Here is an 18,117-nt window from a genome sequence, read left to right as displayed (position 1 = left end):
ATATGATTTTTTGGCTATTTGCAATATAAGGTTGGACTGAGTATTTAAGTGAAAAATGGAACTGCCTCTGTTTTGTGCAAAACATGGTTGACAATTATCGTTTATGTAATGTACCGTTTTGTGCAAAACATGGTTGGAGGCCAAAATGTCAGAGTTTGCAGGTTCGGCTGCATCGCAAGCAGATTTTATTTGGAAAAATGCAGAAGATCTCTGGGGGGATTTTAAGCATACTGATTTCGGTAAGATCATTCTGCCATTTACTTTATTGCGTCGATTGGAGTGTGCTCTTGAATCTACTAGAGATGCGGTAAGAGAAGCTTACGATAACTTCAAGGATGCTGAAGTAGAGCTTGATCCGATATTACGTCAAACCGCAGGCTACCCATTCTACAATACATCTGAGTATTCGCTTTCAACACTTGGCAGCACGAAAACACGCCGAAATCTTGAAGATTACATCACACTCTTTTCCGATAATGCCAGAGCGATTTTTGAAGAGTTTGAGTTTGGTAACACAATAATTCGGCTTGAGAAAGCGGGATTGTTATACACCATTTGTAAGAACTTTGCAGGTATTGATTTGCACCCTAATGCCGTGCCTGACCGGGTGATGAGTAACATCTACGAGCATCTCATTCGCCGTTTCGGTGCGGAGGTTAACGAAGGTGCTGAAGACTTCATGACGCCTCGCGACATCGTACATTTAGCTACCGCGTTATTACTTGATCCTGATGATGCCTTGTTTGAGGAAAGCCCTGGCCTTATCCGCACTCTTTACGATCCTACTTGTGGTACAGGCGGATTTTTGACCGATGCTATGAACCATGCAGCCGATTACGGTAGTCATTATAAAATCCCACCTGTATTAGTTCCACATGGCCAAGAGCTAGAGCCGGAAACTCATGCTGTTTGTGTCGCGGGCATGTTGATCCGCCGACTTGAATCAGATCCTGGCCGTGACCTTTCTCAAAACATTCGTCAAGGTAGCACACTTTCTAATGATAAGTTCGTTGGTGAGCGCTTCCATTACTGCTTGTCCAATCCACCGTTTGGTAAAAAATGGGAAAAGGATAAGTCGGCTGTTGAACGAGAACATAAGCAAGGTGCATTAGGCCGTTTTGGGCCAGGATTACCACGTATTAACGACGGCTCTATGCTGTTTCTCATGCACCTAGCCAGCAAGCTAGAGCTACCCAAAAATGGCGGTGGACGCGCCGCTATCGTTTTATCCGGTTCTCCGTTATTTAATGGTGGCGCTGGCTCTGGCGAGTCTGAAATACGCCGCTGGTTGCTAGAAAATGACCTTGTTGAAGCAATTGTGGCACTACCAACGGATATTTTCTTTAGAACCAATATCGCTACATACCTGTGGATTTTATCCAATAAGAAAACCGAGAACCGTAAAGGTAAGGTCCAACTTATCAATGCAACCAATCTTTGGACGCCCATTAAAAACGAAGGCAACAAGCGCCGCATAGTGAGTGACGACCAGCGCCGTCAAATCTTGGATATTTATGCTGCGGCTGAAAATGACGAGCTTTCAAAAATGGTCGATTACCGCATATTTGGCTATCGTCGAATTAAAGTGCTGCGGCCACTGCGCATGAAACTGATGCTAGATAAACAAGGGCTATCAAATTTGGAATCTTCTGAGGTTTGGCAAAAACTATCGCCAGAACACCAATCATTTTGGCTTGCAGCCATTGAGCCGCATTTGAATGAAGCTAAGAAATATAGCTGGGCAGAAACCTTCGCAAAAGAAACAGTTAAAGACGCAGGAGCTAAATCGATGAAGGTTAAAGCTAACAAAACCTTTATCACTGCACTGGTAAACGCTTTTGGACAAAAAGATCCCGAAGCAGATCCTGTTATAAATGCTCAAGGTGAATTTGTTCCAGACACCGATTTAACTGATTACGAAAATGTGCCGTACTTAGATTCGATTCAAGATTACTTTGTCCGCGAAGTAATGCCGCATGTGCCGGACGCCTATATTGACGAAAGCTATACCGATGACAAGGACAAGCAGCTCGGTCGTGTAGGTTATGAAATCAACTTTAACCGCTTCTTCTACCAGTATCAGCCGCCTCGTAAGCTGCATGACATTGATGCTGAGTTGAAAAAGGTTGAAAACGAAATCGCAGCACTATTGGCTGAGGTGGCAACCGAATGAGTCACTACAAACCATACACTGCGTATAAAGAATCTGGCGTTGGATGGATTGAACCGATTCCAAAACATTGGGACATAGTTCGGATCAAAAGATTTACAACACTAAACACGGCGAGAACTTCTGAAGCTAGAGATAACATTCCCTATATAGGGTTAGAAGATGTTGAATCTGGATCTGGTAAATACGCACCAACAGAGAGTAACTCCCGGCAGTCTGATACCTCTACTGTAGGCGTTTTTTCTAAGGGCCAAGTTTTGTATGGAAAGCTAAGACCTTACCTTCGAAAAGCAATAATTACTGATTTTGACGGAGTGTGTTCTACTGAATTTCTTGCTTTACAACCTGATAGGGTTCTGCCTGAACTGCTTCAAAACTGGCTTCTATCACCCCATGTAACTCAGCAGATCGAGTCGACGTGTGAAGGCGCGAAGATGCCCCGTGCGGACTGGGAAGGTATTGGTAATATACTAATGCCTTTGCCACCGGTTGAAGAACAAATTGTAATTCGTGATAGAACCAGAGCAGAAGCCTCTCGTATTGACACACTCATTTCTAAGAAAGCTCGCTTCATTGAATTACTCAAAGAAAAGCGTCAGGCACTGATCACCCATGCAGTTACAAAAGGGCTGAACTCTGATGTGAAGATGAAGGATTCTGGCGTTGAATGGATTGGTGAAATACCGGAGCACTGGAAAATAGCTCAATTCAGGCGATTAGTATCCATTAAAAATGGTTCTGATCACAAAGATATAGAGGCTGAAAAAGGATTTCCTGTATACGGCTCTGGCGGTGTGTTTTCATACGCAACTAATTATATCTATGATGGTGAGTCGGTTTTATTAGGCAGGAAAGGCACAATAGACAAGCCACTGTATGTTAATGAAAAATTCTGGACTGTGGATACCATGTATTGGACACAAATCATGCCTAATGTAAACGGTAAGTTTTGTTATTACATTGCCAAGACAATTCCATTCGACTATTACGCTACAAACACTGCTCGTCCAAGTATGACGCAAACAGATTTAGGGTCACATTTGGTTGCATTTCCAGATCGCTCAGAGCAATCCCGTATAGCATCAGCGCTCGACTTCGAAACCACCCGAATCGACGAACTTATAAGTAAAACTCAAAAAAGCATAGACTTGCTCAAAGAGCGTCGTTCAGCTTTTATCACAGCGGCAGTGACTGGACAGATAGATTTACAAGGAGAACCCGCATGAACTCATCGGCTCATCAGGAAAAGCACTTTCAAAGCTATATCGTTGATCGGCTGGTCGAGCAAGGTTGGAAACTGGGTCATGCCAAATACTATGATAGCGATAGGGCGCTCTATCCTGAAGACCTTGAAAGCTGGATAAAGACTAGCGGCCAAGATGACAAGTGGGAAAAACTAGAGCGCTTAAACGGCACCAAAACTCTTGATGTTGTGATGGAGCGTCTAACCAAAGCACTGGAACAGCAAGGAACCGTTCAGGTACTGCGCCAAGGTTTCTCAATTGCTGGTTGCGGCCTGATTGAAATGACTGAAACAGCGCCAGAAGATAAGCGTAATCAGGCCGTCATTGAACGTTACAAAGCCAATATTCTTCGTGTTGTGCCCGAGCTGAAATATCACCCTGCGCGTGAGTTTGCGATTGATCTGGTTTTCTTCATCAATGGTCTGCCTGTGGCGACTGTTGAACTAAAGACTGACTTTACACAATCGGCTGAAGCTGCGATGGATCAGTATCGGCAAGATCGTTTGCCGCTTGACCCAAAAACCAAGCGTAAAGAGCCGTTATTAAGCTTTAAGCGAGGTGCAGTCGTGCACTTTGCTATGTCAGACTCCGAAATCATGATGGCTACCAAGCTAGATGGAGACAACACTTTCTTCCTTCCGTTCAATAAAGGCAACAATGGTCATGCAGGCAATCCACCTGGAGAAATCAAGCCCGATGGAACCCAAGAATATCCGGTGGCCTACTTCTGGGAGGATGTGTGCCAACCTGATGCCTGGCTAAGGGTCTTCCATAGCTTTGTGTATGTCGAAAAAAAGGATGCTGTGGATATTCAGGGAAATTGGTCCAAGAAGGAAACCTTGATCTTTCCACGTTTTCACCAATGGACAGCAGTGAATGAAATGCTGGCCGATGCTCGCACGAATGGTGCGGGAATGACTTATCTTGCCGACCATAGTGCTGGTTCTGGTAAAACCAGCACCATCTCATGGACGGCCCACGATTTGGTCAAGCTTCGGGAAGATAATGGCGATCCTGTGTTCAACAGCGTCATTATTGTGACCGACCGCAACGTGCTTGATAGCCAGCTCCAGGATGCGGTAAAACAAATCGATCATCAGTTTGGTGTGATTGCAGCGATTGACAGACAGAAGTCTTCCAAATCCAAAAGCAAGCAGCTCTCCGAAGCATTACTGGCTGGCACACCGATTATCGTGGTCACAATCCAGACATTTCCTTACGCGATGGAAGCCATCATCACCGACAAGAGCTTGAAGGGAAAGAGCTTTGCGGTGATTATTGATGAAGCACATAATTCTCAAACTGGTTCAACTGCAGCCAAGCTGCAAGCTGCTTTGGGTATGAGTGGGCATGGCAAAATGTCCAACATGACGGTGGATGAGTTATTGGAGCAACTGCAAAAGTCACGCGCTCGCCCTGATAATATTAGCTACTTTGCATTTACCGCCACACCAAAGCACTCCACTTTGATGTTGTTTGGTCGCCCTGCAGACCCTACCAAACCGCTGTCAGAGGACAATAAGCCGGAAGCCTTCCATACCTACACGATGCGGCAAGCTATCGAAGAGAAGTTTATTTTGGATGTGTTAAAAGGTTATGTGCCTTATAAGACGGCCTTCAATCTCTCCAAACAACTTGAAGACAACAAGCGGGTAAGCGGCAAGGCTGCCAAACGAGCCCTGGCCCAATGGATGGCATTACATCCGACCAATGTGACCCAGAAGGTACAGTTCATCATTGAACATTTCGTCAAGAACGTTGCACACCGTCTGGATAGCAAGGCTAAAGCAATGGTTGTCACCAGCTCCCGAGCTGCCGCCATTCGCTACAAAAAAGCCTTTGACCGCTATATTGAACAACATAGCGAGTATGGTTTTATCCATTCATTGGTTGCGTTCTCTGGCAAGATGACTAGCAAACAGGTCATGCATCAGGATGACGATGCTTTCAAAGATGATGTATTCATCGTGGATGAAAACGAGGAATTCACAGAGCAAAATATGAACCCGGAGGTACAAGGGCAGGATTTGCGCTTTGCTTTTGACCGCCCTGAATACAGGGTAATGCTGGTTGCCGACAAATTTCAGACCGGCTTTGACCAACCCAAGTTGGTGGCGATGTATGTCGATAAGAAAATCGCCAACCATGTAGAGATCGTGCAGACCTTTGCCCGCCTAAACCGAATGGCTCCTGGCAAGGATGAGGTTTTCATCATCGACTTTGTGAATGACCCTGAAAATGTCCGCCAAGCTTTTGCACTCTATGATGACGGCGCCCGCATTGACGAAGTGCAAGATCTCAACGTGGTTTATGAGATCAAAGATCGGCTCGATGAGCACGGACTTTATGATGCTAAGGATTTAGCCGCTTTCAAGGATGCACGTTTCAAGACCATCCGTGACATAACTCATACCAAATCGCCACAACACAAAGCCTTGTATGCAGCAACAAGCGGTGCGACCAACCTTTATAACGAAAAAATGAAGATGCTGCGTGACGGCATGGCAACATGGGAAGCAGCTTTTGAGAAGGCTCGCGCCAAAGGCGATGAAGCTGGCATGAAGTCTGCCGACCATCATCAAGATGAGTATGCCGAGCAAATCAAGGCTTTAATTGGATTCAAGTCTGACTTAGGCCGTTTCTGTCGTACCTACTCATACATCGCACAGCTTATTGATTTTGGAGATCCTGAACTGGAAAACTTCGCAGCATTCGCCAAATTGCTGCAAAAACGTCTGCTGCATGAAACACCAGAAAGTGTGGACTTGACTGGACTAGTTCTCACTGGATTTGACATCAAGTCCCGTCCTGATCAAGGAACTGATGATAATGAAACACCTGTGTTGAAACCAATTGGCCCTGGTAGTGGAGGTGTTACTGGAGATAAGCCGAAGTTCGTCAAAGAAATTATCGAACGGCTTAATAGTCTGTTTGGTGAGGCTACCCCCATACAAGATCAGGTAGCCTTCGTTAATCAAATTAAGTCGATTACTGGTGAAAGCGATGTGGTTATGGCCCAGGTGGAGAGTAATACCCGTGAACAAGCCATGAAAGGGAACTTGCCTGGTGCGGTTCAACAAGCTGTTGTTCGGGCACTCTCCAGTCATCAGAAACTAGCCACTCAAGTGCTTAAATCGGACCGTCAGGGCATGTCTGTGCTGGTTGACGTGGTTTATGAGATGCTGCGTGAAGGCAAAGACATAGACTTGGACATGGACTAAGTCGATGCTTGATCTGTTGAATCTGCCGGGAATCAAACCGGTAGATATGTACAAAGAAAGCAAGGCGCTCATTATTGTTGCGGTGCCAGAAGAGGTCGAAGTTCCCTTGTGCGAGGCCTGCAAGACTCCAATGCACAAACATGGAACACGCAAAAACAGATTCTCTGATACCCCGCTATATATGGAACCTGTTCGCCTTGAGATTCAGCGACCGCGCTTCCGATGTGAATCCTGCGGAAAGATGGCCATGCCAGAACTGAACTTTCTGGATGACAAGCGCAGATCCACCAAACGTCTGGTCGATGTAATCCGACAGCAATGTTTGAGCACTACTTTTCGGGCCTTGGCAGAGCAGACAGGCGTAGCAGTGAATACCGTAAAAAACGTTGCTCATGACCTGATTGAAGAACTTGAGCAGACTGTACGCTACGAAACTCCTGTAATTATGGGGATTGACGAAGTGAACCTGGCCGGTGGTTATCGATGCGTTATCACTAATCTGGCTACCAACAACGTCTTCGATATGCTTGAGCATCGTACCCAAGACCACCTGAAGCCGTTTTTTAAGGATTTGACAGATAGAGACAAGGTGGAATGGGTGTGCACAGATATGTGGCGTCCCTTTAAGCGCTCTTTTGCTCAGTACTTGCCCAATGCCAAGTTAGTTATCGACAAGTTCCATGTTGTCAAAATGGCATCAGAAGCCTTGGAGGATGAACGAAAAAAATACCAGGTCCAACTTGGTAAAAATGAACGAATTAACGTCAAAAAGTCCATACGGTGGCTTACTCTTAAACGTCCCCAGAATCTGACACCTGCCGAGCAGAAAGCCCTTATTATAGTTCGTGAACAAATACCAGAATTGGCAATTGCTTATGATTTTAAGGAAAGCTTCTTTGCAATCTATGATGAATTAGACAAACAGCAGGCTCAGAACGCTTTTGAAGCTTGGGAAAATAGCCTGCCTGACCAAGGTATGGAATCATTCAAAAAGTTGGTCAAGACGGTTCATAACCACTATGACGATATTTTTGCTTACTGGGATGCACCGTTCCCAATTACCAATGCCTACACCGAGGGTTTGAACGGACTGATCAAGATGTCCAACCGACTTGGTCGCGGCTATAGCTATGAGATCATTCGTGCAAAGACCCTGTATTCGGCAGAAGCTCGCAAGGTTGGTAGTGGCATTCGTTCAGGTCGTGGAAAGGTAGAATATGGGCCACATATTCCTACTCTCTTGAAGCAAGCAGAGAGTGGTGAACTTGATTAGGAGCATCCGAGCTAGAAATATTACTAAGAATTGATTTGGAGGCAACATGAAGCTGGTTAAGGTTCAAGCAACAAATTTTCGTTCCATAGAGGATAGTGGAGAATTCGAGGTTGGAGATTTAACCTGCCTTGTTGGAAAGAACGAGGCAGGTAAAACAGCTGTTTTACGGGCTATTCAAGGAATCCGGCCAACGGATTCATTTGAGTATGATCGTACTAGGGACTATCCGCGCCGTTACCTTAACAAGTTTGATGAGCGCCACCCTGACGGAGAATCTCCAGTCGCTCGAACTTGGTGGTCTCTGGATGATGATGACATAGCCGAGATTGAGGCTACGTTAGGGGATGATGTCCTTCAAAGCAGTCAAATTGAAGTTACCAGCTATATTGGTCGTAGCGGCAATACATGGTCAGTACATATTGACCAAAAAAAATGCCTTCGAAACCTTGAAGCTAGGAGCTCAATGAAAGCAGAAGATAAACTGCCAATTAAGGATTTCACAACAACCACAGACGCTCTTTCTACGCTCAAAGCGTTGGAGGAAAAAACAGAACCACAACAATCACTGATCACGATCTTGGAATCTTTCAGAGAAGGTTCAGCTATTCTCGCGGCAATTGATATTCTCTCTAAACGGATGCCTCGATTTTTTTACACATCCCACTTTGAGCGAATGTCTGGTGAACTGTCGCTTGACAAACTTGCTCAGGACAAAAAGCAAAACAATATTTCCGTAGGAGATCAGATCTTCCTAGATTTTCTTGAATATGCCGGTACCACTATTGAAGAGCTCCGAGATGCTCCAAAGTTGGAAGAGTTGATCGCTCAGTGTGAGGGGGCTTCCAATGATATAACAGACGAAATATTTGAGTTCTGGAGCCAAAACGAGGCTCTCGCGGTTGATATAACACTAAACGATGGACGACCGGATGATCCTCCACCTTTTAATTCTGGTCGGGTAGCAAAAATTCGTGTAGAGAACAAAAATCATCGAGTTACTGTTCCGCTCTCTGAGAGGAGCGCTGGATTTGTCTGGTTTTTCTCGTTTTTATCGCAGTTTAAGCAACTCAAGAAGCGAGCCGGAAAATCAATCATATTGCTCGACGAGCCGGGCTTAACTCTGCACGGTAAGGCACAATCTGATTTGCTACGTTATATTGAGAATAGGATTTTGCCGGATCACCAAGTTATCTACTCCACTCATTCCCCATTTATGGTTCCTGCCCAGCGCCTTTCTGATGTTCGAGTCGTAGAGGATGTTGTTGACTATTCTGACCCGCGCCGTCCTATTGTAAAAGGGACTAAGGTATCTGCCGATGTACTATCCGTAGATCGTGATACGCTTTTCCCGCTGCAGGCACATTTAGGCTATGAAATCACTCAGTCACTGTTTATTGGTAAGGATTGTGTTCTAGTCGAGGGACCATCCGACGTTGTTTATCTTCAAGTTATGTCACAGGCACTTCAGTCTCGAAATAGAGTGTATTTGGATCCGCGTTGGGCTATTTGCCCAACAGGTGGACTGGATAAAATCTCATCCTTTGCTTCGTTATTTGCCGGTAACAACCTCAACATAGTTGCTCTGTGTGATTATGGGAAGGGAGACAAGTCAAAGATAGAACGATTGCGGCAGAGTCAAATACTGACGACGGAGAAGGTACTCACAGCAGCTGATTTTACCGATAAATCCGAAAGCGACATTGAGGATCTTTTCGATGTGAATTTTTTCTGCAACCTTGTCAATTTAGCCCTTAACTTAAACAAGAAACAACAAATCTCGCCAAAGTCTGTCGCTGATGCAGAACCAAATACTGAGCGTCTAGTCAAGCAGGTAGAAGCAGCGTGTCGAACACTACCACCAGAAACTCCTGAATTCGGGCACTTTATTCCTGCAGATTGGTTACTACGCCATCCAGACCTACTTGATGGGGATACGCCAGAGGTTAATGAATCTTTAGATCGTTTTGAAGCCGCTTTCAAGGCGATCAACCAATTCTTGAGTTAGGTCGGGTGCTACCCCGATTCTACGGACGATTTAAAAACGGCTGCAAACTTAACATCGCGCCTTTGGCTCTATTTCATGAGCGCACATGCTACAAAGGATAAATTGATGGATATGGATGATTTGACACCCCGAATTACACCCGCACACTTAATGTCTTTCAAAGATCAGAATTTAGCAGATGAATTCCACCGTCGCTTGATAGAGTGGATAAATGATTTTCACCGGTCGTTAGATGATGAGCATGAGGTTGGAGCTAGGTTGGTCAACTTTGGCCAGTCTGTAACATTCCATATTGAAGATATTGGGTACTGGAATCCTTCGCTAATTTCATTCCAAGGAAAGAACGAGAATGGAGAACCTGTAGAGCTAGTTCAGCATGTTTCTCAGATCAGTATTTTGCTTATAGCTTTGAAGAGAGAGAATATAGAACAGCCCAAAAGACCTATTGGTTTCATGAGTTGGGAAGAATACGACGAGACGAAGTCATAACAAGCCTATACAGACGTACACTAACGCATCGGCTAATGAAACGTTGGGTCATACAGACAAATCTCATTTTAACGTTACTCAGTCTGGATTTAGCTCTTAATAATCCAACTCAGGCCGTGTACTAACATATTTTCATATTGACTAGTTTCTCATCACGTCTGGACATCGAATTTAAGCCAACCGAGACAGAGTTCCAACCAACCATGTTATCCCGTTGAATAGTTTTCTGACCTCAATTCCAACCTGAACATCAAGTGTGATGAATTATAAATTGGGAGTTATAAGACATGATTTCCAACCCTGTTTTGCAAATAGCCTTTATTTTGTGCATTAATTCAAAATAGCAGCGGATCACATGTTGTGAGTTAAGTTAATTTTATCTAAACTCAATCGCTCGCAATGGAGAGCACTCACAAAAGTACATTCAATTTTTTATTCTAAATTTATGTCGTCCACTTGTGAGTGCTTTCCGCCTTTTTACTCTACAGCTATAGCTTGTGTTATTTCAGACAGCCATCGAGTGAAGTTGAATATCTTTACTGGGCGGCTGACCAAAAAAGCGGCTGTATTCCCGACTAAATTGTGACACGCTGGAATAACCTACGTGCATACAAGCGGTGCTGACATCCATCATTTTTGACAGCATCAGATGTTTTGCCTCATACAGACGTAACTCTTTCTGAAACTGTAATGGGCTCATCGACGTTATTGCCTTAAAGTGATGATGGAATGACGATATGCTCATATTCACGCGCTCAGCCAGTTCATCGACTTTCATCGGTTCAGTAAAGTTTTCCTGCAACCAGGAAATGGCAGCCGAGACTTTTTGCAGATGGGAACCTGTAGTCGCAATCTGCACGACCAGTTTGCCGATATGACTTTGTAACAGGCGGATATAAATTTCTTCCATCACTAACGGAACCAGCAAGGTTGATACTTCTGTTTGAGCTGATAAACCAATTAAACGGGTAGCTGCTTCGATAATATGCGGATTAGCCTGACCAATAAAAATCGGTTTGGTGTGTGCGGTTTTAGGCAAACCGTAGGGAAACACCTTTAGTGCCGTTTCGGCCAGCTTTTGCTGATCCATATCGATAATCAAACACAAGTAGGGTTCATCTTCACTGGCCTGAATAATCTTGGCTGAGACCGGCACCTCCGTTGAATAAACAGCCATTCTGGAATCGTCATACTCGTAAACATCACTTCCGATAATGGCGCGTTTAGCGCCTTGAGCAATAATGCAGATACCGGGCTGGCTATTACCACGAACAGCGACTTCGTCAATTTTAGATACACGAAAAACGCGGACACCTGCGATAGGTAAATCAAACAAGCCATCGTGTGGAGCATAACGGCTAAGTAATTCAGCCAAAGGTTTTGTATTCATCAGGTCTATCTAAACAAGGAAAAGGGCAGCCAGAAACTGACTGCCCGTATAGGATTAGGCCGTTAATGATGCCATATCGATGACAAAACGGTAACGCACATCAGAACGTTCCATTCGCTCAAAGGCGGTATTAATTTCATCCATTTTGATCATTTCACATTCAGGCAGAATGTTCATTCGACCACAGAAATCCAGCATTTCCTGAGTTTCTTTGATACCACCAATTAATGAGCCCGCAATGCGGCGGCGACCGAAAACCATCGGCGCTGTGTTTGGCCCTTCAATAGGACCAATCTGACCGACCATAACCAGAGTGGCATCATTATCTAATAGTGGGATGTAAGGATTAAGATCATGATTTACTGGCACGGTATCGATAATCAGATCAAAACTGGAAGCGGCAGCCGCCATTGCGTCTTCATCTTTAGATACCAAGAAGTTATGAGCGCCCAGTTCTTGCGCATCGGCTTCTTTTTTCGGTGATGTACTGATGACTGTCACATCAGCACCTAAACCAACAGCGAGTTTAATGGCCATATGACCTAAACCGCCCATGCCAACGACACCTACACGGCTACCAGGTCCGACATTCCATTCTCTCAAAGGTGAATAAGTAGTGATACCTGCACATAATAATGGCGCGGCTTTAGCCAGATCCAGATTTTCTGGCAGGCGTAATACAAATTCTTCACGAACAACGATGTGTTTGGAGTAACCACCTTGTGTCATATCATTAGTAATACGGTCTGGTGAACCATATGTCAGTGTAAAAGTATTACGACAGTATTGTTCATGGTCGTTATGGCATTCATCACATTCCTGACAGCTATCGACCATACAGCCAACAGCGACATGATCACCGACGTTATATTTGCTGACATTGCTGCCAACGGCAGTCACACGGCCGACTATTTCATGACCTGGCACAACAGGGTATGAAGACCCACCCCAATCATTTCTGGCAACGTGTAAATCGGAGTGACACACACCGCAATAGAGGATTTCCATTGCTACATCATTATCGCGTAATTCTCTACGTTCAAAGTGATATGGGGCGAGCGGGGTATCGGAGGAATGAGCTGCGTAACCAACAGTTTTCATAGATGTAACTCCCTTAGATAAAAGAATTAGAGGTGAAAATACTATAGACGGAACGATGAGAAACCACTTGCCTAATACTACAGCCTTTATGTGTGTTTCTACGTAAATTAAATGCTATCGTTTTAGTCATCCCAGTAATAAACACGGGGTAACTTACCTGTGTATCTATAGTGACTCAGTCACATCCACAACGTTCCAGAAATGGACGTTTAGCTGCCGATAACACCACCATCATTTTTAGTAATCAGCACCGTTGTTGAGCGTGGGCGTGTTTTACCATCAGAAGCCGGGTAGCTTAATCCTGGATGCTGGATATTAACCCACATCGCTTTGTAATCAGGACTCCAGGTAATCCCGGTCAGTTCACAGCCTCTCGGTCCAACTAAAAAGCGTTTGATTTCCTGCGTTTGCGGGTTGGCACATAACACCTGATTACAGCCCATGTTTGCCATGAACGGATCGTCGTCATCATAGTCAGTCATAATCCACAAACGGCCATCCTGATCAAAGCCTAAACCATCAGGTGAGGAGAAAATATCTCCTTGAATATTACCGACTAAATGATCGGCTACTTTGTGACCTTCAGCATCAGTGGCGTCTGGCTTCTCACCTGCAATAACGAATAATGACCAGTTGAATGAGGTAGCTGCCGGATTGGCTTGCTCCTCCATGATTTTGATTATCTGACCATGACGATTATCAGGACGTGGGTTGGCGGCATTAACAGCAAATTCTTTGCCGCGTTTATTGTTGTTGGTCAGTGACACATAAACATCCAAATTGTGCGGATTCACTGTGGCCCATTCCGGACGGTCCATGGGTGTTGCACCTAATAGATCAGCCGCAGCCCGAGCATTAACTAAAACTTCAGCCTGGCTGGGGAAACCATTTTCTGCTGTTAGCCCTTCATTACCATGTACCAATGGTAACCAACGACCCGTGCCATCATCGTTAAAACGCCCCACATACAATGTGCCTTCATCCAATATGTCTTTATTATTGTGCATCTGGGTTTTATCAAAGCGTTGAGACGGTACGAATTTATAGACATATTCACCACGAGTATCGTCACCAGAGTAAAACGCCAACTGACCATTATCTGCCAGTGAAGGTGCTACACACTCGCGGCAGAAACGACCAAAGGCTGTGCGTTTAATGGGTTTGCTTTGCGGATCAAAAGGATCAATTTCGACGACCCAACCAAAACGATTAGGCTCGTTGACGTAACCCTGATGGGGCAGTGAAGCATCCGGTGTTGCATCAAAACGCGCATCAATCGTGCTCCAGCCATAATAATTGTCGTTTTTGTCATTAGAAATGCCATAACGGTGATGAGAGACACGAGACTGGTAATCTGTTTTGTCGTGATTGAAGAAATAGTTATGCCAATTTTCTTCACAGGCCAGATAGGTACCCCACGGAGTGAAACCATTCGAGCAATTATTCAAGGTGCCGATAATTTCATTGCCATCAGGATCAGCGACTGTTTTGAATAGGTCATGACCGGCTAAGGGACCGCTGGCCTGCATCGGTGTTAATGTTGAGATACGGCGGTTATAGAGTGAGGGGTAAACGCGTTGCCATTCACCGTGACTGTCTTTTTTCACTTCAATGACACTGACACCGTGAGCCGCTTGTTCTTTTTTGACATCGTCGGGCAAACGTTTGCCATTGCCATCATAAATCAATCCATCGGTATGGATGGTGGGATTAATGTATTCATGATTGATCACCATCAAGCCACGATTATTGTTGTCGGGAAAGGCAAAAAAGTGCATGCCATCATGGTTATCACCAGCCTGTTTCAGCTGTTCCTGCCAGGTATTACTGGCATCGGCTTTCCATTTTGTTGCTCCTGTTTCCACCGGATCACCCCAGGAGAAGAAGGCTTTTGCCTGATAGCCATCCGCGACCACGACTTCATCAAATAAGGGATCGGTACGTGGCTGAATAGGCTGAAAACCAATATATGGGGCTGGGGGGATGGCATTTTCACCGGCAAAGGCAAAACGACTACCCATGCTCAGTCCTAGAAAGCCTATAACGGCGGCATTTAAACTGCCTTTTAAAACATCACGGCGTGATAACGCCATTTTATCCAGGCTTTTTTGCTCGGTGCTGTTAATAATCTCATCATCATAAGATGCCAGGCGTTGATGAAAATCTGAGTGTGTCGGCTGTGTCATGGCGAGTTATCTTCTTTTAATGAATACGGTATTCAAAGGTGTTACGAACATTCGGTACAGGTACCGCTTTTCCGTTAACCATACGAGGCGCGTAACGAAAGGTTTTGGCAGCAGCTAATGATGGCCGTTCAAACATCGGATGACAGTCAGCCAATACCTCGGGAGACTCTACACGGCCTTGTTTGTTTACGGTATATCGAACAGTGCAATCACCTTCCAGACCTTTACGCAAAGCAGTTCTGGGATAGTCCGGTACCTGTTTTTCAATCGGTTTATAGTGTTCCACAGAAAATGTTTCAGTTGCTAGCTCGGATGGATTACTTTGTGTTTTTTGTGGCACATTTTGCTTATTACTACTTGTCAGTACTGGGCTGTCAGGCAACTTTTCTGCAGGTTTTTCTTGCTTTGTCGGTTGGCTGACAGGCGGAACCGGCTTGTCTTTAAGTGGTTTTATTTGCTTTTCTATTTTCTTTTTTACAGGTGTTTTTGGTGCGGGTTTTTCTATCGGTTTGGCTATGGGGTTTTCAACGCGTTTAAAGGCCAGTTCATTTTCAACAATACTTTGTTTAGGTTTAACTTTTGGCTCGATAACAGGTTCAGGTATAACCACCGGCTTTACCTCTTCGAACACGGCTTTTTTTACCGGCTGAGGAAGTTCGACCATGCGGATATTCACTGTTTTAACGACCGGTTCATGCTGAGTCACCGGTGTCCATGAGTGAAATAATAATGCGGCAATGGCAATATGAAACAAACCTACTTCAATTAATGCAGATTTGTTTATCTCAGAGGCAGTAAACGGTTTACTTAGATAAAGTGGATCACGCATAGCTAACTCAGGCATCGGGCGACTCCGTAATCAGGCCCACATCATCGATACCCACTTGCTGTAATGCGGCAATCGCTTTTACAACTGAAGCGTAATCCGTGGCTTTATCACCACGGATAAAAAATAGCAGCTTGTCATTCTGCTGTTTAATCTGCTCTATTTTTTCGACCATGTCATCCAAGCTGACTGCTTGATCTGAGCGGGATTGAATATCGACTTCTGAACCCACATTCCAGTAATAACTGCCATCAGCAACCACCGATAAAGTCAGAATCGTTTTCTGACTATCAGTGGGTAACGCTTCCGCTGCAACCTTAGGTAATTCAAGTTTAACGCCTTGTACCAGTAGCGGAGCTGTGACCATAAAAATCACTAACAACACCAGCATCACATCGATATAAGGCACCACATTCATTTCTGCCTTCAAGGCATGTTTAGCAACCGGTTTTCTTAGCATGACGACCTCACGCAGCCTTTGCCAATGGTGCTCTGTGCATCACTCGCTGTAATCGGGTGATGAACTCATTACCAAAATGATAATAAAGCGTACTGATAGCCCCGGCGCGTTTACTCAGCTGGTTATAAGCAACCACTGCCGGGATCGCTGCAAATAAGCCGATAGCGGTGGCAATCAGGGCTTCAGCAATACCCGGGGCCACGGTGTTTAATGTCGCTTGTTCAACCTGGGACAGGCCAATAAACGAGTTCATAATGCCCCAGACCGTACCGAACAAGCCGATGTAGGGGCTGACTGAACCAATGGTAGCCAGGTAAGAAAGACCTTTTTCAAGTTCGGCTTCCTGCTCGCCAATATTCACCAGCATGGCACGTTCTACATTTTCTACCTTTTCATCCTGCGGCATAGTGGCGATATGCTGATATTTCTCATACTCCTGCCAGCCAGCCTGAAATATGGCTGGAATCGCTTTGTGTAAAGTCGCTTTTGTTGTTGCTTCAGGTAATGACGTCATATCCGCCGTTTGTCTGAATTGCTGCTGAAACAGCTTATTTTGTTTCTCCAGACGACTTAATACATTTGAACGCCACAGGATCAGATACCAGCTTACCATCGATGCCAGTACTAAAATCAGCATCACAATTTTCACTAAAACGCTGGCATCACTGACCAGACCCCAAATAGTCATTTCATGCATTGCAGTTTCCATGATTGACTCCTTATTTGCTCAGTTTAGACAGGCCGAGTTGATCAGCAATCTCTGACCAGGGCACATATTTGAAGTTTTGATTTTCCAATGGCATGCGATTGCGTCCATCCTGAACAACTAACATGCCTTGCTGCCATGGTTGGCCAAAATTGACGCTACTGACATCCAGACCATCTGTTTCTGAAACACCATCAATGCCGGATGCTGTATTAAAGCCAATACGAAATACACCGCGATAAGTGAAGGGTGGCAGAGCATCAAGCACAACATAGCTATCATTGCCCTGACTGGATATCACTAGATAATCCTGTTTGTCGTTCTGATACAAACTGATCCCTTCGATATCGTCTTTCAGATGTTCACCGACAGGCATGACCTGAGTCATCACCGTAGATTGATCGGCACGGGCATCAAGTGTCCAGACTGCTCTGTTTTCTTCACCAATAAATAAACGATCATGTTTATCATCGGCCACACAGCCTTCAGGTTGCGTGGCAACTTTAAATTCACGGACCAGTTCACCGGCAATCTTGCCTTGTTTGTCCTGCATCTGATATTGGAAAAAGCGGCCGTCTTTATCATTCACAATGGTGTAGATATCACCTTGTTTATTTTTATACATACACAGGCCATAAATATCCTGTGCCGTGGTGCTAACTTCACCCATTTCAGTGACAAGACGACTTGCTGGATCGATGGCAAACACATGCAGTGAGTTATGATCACGATTGCTGGCAACCGCTAAATCAATCTGTTTACCATTGAAATGAAAACCATGACGGACATCGACATTATTCAGTCGTCCAACAGGCAAAAATTGCTGGGTTTTGCCTTTTAAATCATAAACAACTAAACCGCCTTGTTTATCCGTACCTAATACCAGACTTTGTTCCGGGTTGGCTTTGTTGACCCAGATAGCTGGATCATCAGCCGCATCGCCTAAGCTTGGTACAGCATCGGTTTGTATTGCTGGTTTAACCAGCGGGATAGGCGGGGGCGATGTCAGCGATGTATGCGTCCATGGGGTCCTAGGGATTTTGCCT

Annotated in this window: 13 protein-coding genes; 6 read left to right on the top strand and 7 right to left on the bottom strand. The window is 44.9% G+C overall.

Annotated features, from left to right (window positions below):
• The first annotated feature begins 145 nt into the window (after positions 1 to 145).
• From B3V56_RS14260 to B3V56_RS14235, 6 genes are all read left to right on the top strand, one after another.
• The gene (locus B3V56_RS14260) at positions 146 to 2,173 is read left to right on the top strand and encodes a type I restriction-modification system subunit M (protein ID WP_289284453.1); all 2,028 of its coding nucleotides are present in this window, start codon (positions 146 to 148) and stop codon (positions 2,171 to 2,173) included.
• Positions 2,170 to 3,396 (top strand): restriction endonuclease subunit S, encoded by a 1,227-nt coding sequence (locus B3V56_RS14255; protein ID WP_289282481.1) that lies wholly within the window; start codon positions 2,170 to 2,172, stop codon positions 3,394 to 3,396. The genes B3V56_RS14260 and B3V56_RS14255 overlap by 4 nt, the downstream gene beginning before the upstream one ends.
• The gene (locus tag B3V56_RS14250) at positions 3,393 to 6,635 is read left to right on the top strand and encodes a type I restriction endonuclease subunit R (RefSeq protein ID WP_289284452.1); all 3,243 of its coding nucleotides are present in this window, start codon (positions 3,393 to 3,395) and stop codon (positions 6,633 to 6,635) included. Before B3V56_RS14255 ends, B3V56_RS14250 begins: the two co-directional genes overlap by 4 nt.
• Before the next feature lie 4 nt (positions 6,636 to 6,639).
• The gene (locus B3V56_RS14245; RefSeq protein WP_289282477.1) at positions 6,640 to 7,908 is read left to right on the top strand and encodes an ISL3 family transposase; all 1,269 of its coding nucleotides are present in this window, start codon (positions 6,640 to 6,642) and stop codon (positions 7,906 to 7,908) included.
• Positions 7,909 to 7,954: 46 nt separating this feature from the next.
• The gene (locus B3V56_RS14240; RefSeq protein WP_289284451.1) at positions 7,955 to 9,913 is read left to right on the top strand and encodes an AAA family ATPase; all 1,959 of its coding nucleotides are present in this window, start codon (positions 7,955 to 7,957) and stop codon (positions 9,911 to 9,913) included.
• A 105-nt stretch (positions 9,914 to 10,018) separates the two neighbouring features.
• Positions 10,019 to 10,402: a DUF6173 family protein gene (locus B3V56_RS14235; protein ID WP_289245433.1), complete on the top strand. Its 384-nt coding sequence runs from the start codon at positions 10,019 to 10,021 to the stop codon at positions 10,400 to 10,402.
• A 505-nt stretch (positions 10,403 to 10,907) separates the two neighbouring features.
• On the opposite strand, the gene B3V56_RS14230 is transcribed toward B3V56_RS14235, so the two are convergent.
• The 7 genes from B3V56_RS14230 to B3V56_RS14200 all read right to left on the bottom strand — a co-directional run.
• Complete coding sequence (locus tag B3V56_RS14230; RefSeq protein WP_289245434.1) at positions 10,908 to 11,792, bottom strand: AraC family transcriptional regulator; 885 nt, start codon at positions 11,790 to 11,792, stop codon at positions 10,908 to 10,910.
• Positions 11,793 to 11,846: 54 nt separating this feature from the next.
• Positions 11,847 to 12,893, bottom strand: coding sequence for an NAD(P)-dependent alcohol dehydrogenase (locus B3V56_RS14225; protein ID WP_007145105.1), 1,047 nt, complete (start codon positions 12,891 to 12,893; stop codon positions 11,847 to 11,849).
• A 209-nt stretch (positions 12,894 to 13,102) separates the two neighbouring features.
• Entirely contained in the window at positions 13,103 to 15,079 is a 1,977-nt protein-coding gene (locus tag B3V56_RS14220; protein ID WP_289245435.1) for a PhoX family protein, read from the bottom strand.
• 16 nt (positions 15,080 to 15,095) lie between these two features.
• Positions 15,096 to 15,923, bottom strand: a complete 828-nt coding sequence (locus tag B3V56_RS14215) for a TonB family protein (RefSeq protein ID WP_284722676.1) — start codon at positions 15,921 to 15,923, stop codon at positions 15,096 to 15,098.
• Complete coding sequence (gene tolR / locus B3V56_RS14210) at positions 15,916 to 16,365, bottom strand: protein TolR (RefSeq protein WP_284722677.1); 450 nt, start codon at positions 16,363 to 16,365, stop codon at positions 15,916 to 15,918. The genes B3V56_RS14215 and tolR overlap by 8 nt, the downstream gene beginning before the upstream one ends.
• 7 nt (positions 16,366 to 16,372) lie before the next feature.
• On the bottom strand, positions 16,373 to 17,074 hold the full coding sequence (tolQ, locus tag B3V56_RS14205) for a protein TolQ (RefSeq protein ID WP_007145101.1): 702 nt from the start codon (positions 17,072 to 17,074) through the stop codon (positions 16,373 to 16,375).
• Positions 17,075 to 17,084: 10 nt separating this feature from the next.
• Positions 17,085 to 18,117, bottom strand: a 1,033-nt coding sequence (locus B3V56_RS14200) for a phytase (RefSeq protein ID WP_289283161.1), incomplete at its 5' end; no start/stop codon positions are given.

It is taken from the genome of Methylophaga sp. UBA2513, from assembly GCF_002341285.1.
Lineage (GTDB): Bacteria > Pseudomonadota > Gammaproteobacteria > Nitrosococcales > Methylophagaceae > Methylophaga > Methylophaga marina.
The sequence above is the reverse complement of the archived record's forward strand: the minus strand, read 5'-3'. Positions and strand labels throughout refer to the sequence as shown.

Bases quoted from the DNA above. Each gene is read 5' to 3' on its own strand.
- tolR (WP_284722677.1), bottom strand. From the start codon at position 16,365: ATGCTAAGAAAACCGGTTGCTAAACATGCCTTGAAGGCAGAAATGAAT.
- B3V56_RS14225 (WP_007145105.1), bottom strand. From the start codon at position 12,893: ATGAAAACTGTTGGTTACGCAGCTCATTCCTCCGATACCCCGCTCGCC.
- B3V56_RS14220 (WP_289245435.1), bottom strand. From the start codon at position 15,079: ATGACACAGCCGACACACTCAGATTTTCATCAACGCCTGGCATCTTAT.
- B3V56_RS14255 (WP_289282481.1), top strand. From the start codon at position 2,170: ATGAGTCACTACAAACCATACACTGCGTATAAAGAATCTGGCGTTGGA.
- B3V56_RS14245 (WP_289282477.1), top strand. From the start codon at position 6,640: ATGCTTGATCTGTTGAATCTGCCGGGAATCAAACCGGTAGATATGTAC.
- B3V56_RS14250 (WP_289284452.1), top strand. From the start codon at position 3,393: ATGAACTCATCGGCTCATCAGGAAAAGCACTTTCAAAGCTATATCGTT.
- B3V56_RS14240 (WP_289284451.1), top strand. From the start codon at position 7,955: ATGAAGCTGGTTAAGGTTCAAGCAACAAATTTTCGTTCCATAGAGGAT.
- B3V56_RS14230 (WP_289245434.1), bottom strand. From the start codon at position 11,792: ATGAATACAAAACCTTTGGCTGAATTACTTAGCCGTTATGCTCCACAC.
- B3V56_RS14235 (WP_289245433.1), top strand. From the start codon at position 10,019: ATGGATATGGATGATTTGACACCCCGAATTACACCCGCACACTTAATG.
- B3V56_RS14260 (WP_289284453.1), top strand. From the start codon at position 146: ATGTCAGAGTTTGCAGGTTCGGCTGCATCGCAAGCAGATTTTATTTGG.
- B3V56_RS14215 (WP_284722676.1), bottom strand. From the start codon at position 15,923: ATGCCTGAGTTAGCTATGCGTGATCCACTTTATCTAAGTAAACCGTTT.
- tolQ (WP_007145101.1), bottom strand. From the start codon at position 17,074: ATGGAAACTGCAATGCATGAAATGACTATTTGGGGTCTGGTCAGTGAT.